General features: G+C 71.3%; 1 protein-coding gene (cut by a window edge). It reads right to left on the bottom strand.

Annotated elements, in window-relative coordinates; genetic code table 11:
* On the bottom strand, nt 1-342 hold part of the coding region annotated (eccCa, locus tag ACFE99_RS15950) for a type VII secretion protein EccCa (RefSeq protein WP_375486933.1) (this coding region is incomplete at its 3' end). Its footprint extends 2,823 nt past the window's final position; 342 of 3,165 annotated nt are visible.

Below are 342 nucleotides of genomic sequence, written 5' to 3'. Positions count from 1 at the left end.
CACCTGCTCCAACCCGAACCGGGCAGGCAGCCTGCGGACCGGAGGCGCCTCGCCGACAGCCAGCTGCCGGACTGCGGCCGCCACGCTGTCGGACTCGAACACTGCCCGTGGCGTGGTACCCAGCGCTGGGCGTGCCACCAAGGTGTGCAGCCCAGCCTGCGGATCGCTGTCGAGGCGCACATAGTTGACCGCGACCATGCCGCGACCGGGTTTGGGCGGAACGTCTTTGGCGAAGCGGGAGCGCACCAGCTTGGCGTCCTCGACCGCGGCCAGGCGCAACTCGACCCGAGATCCGAAGCCGCTTCGCACCGCGGGCCGCAGGTCCGATTCCCGGTCGGCGGT

This window comes from uncultured Mycobacterium sp. (genome assembly GCF_964249325.1).
Classification (GTDB): domain Bacteria; phylum Actinomycetota; class Actinomycetes; order Mycobacteriales; family Mycobacteriaceae; genus Mycobacterium.
The sequence above is the reverse complement of the archived record's forward strand: the minus strand, read 5'-3'. Positions and strand labels throughout refer to the sequence as shown.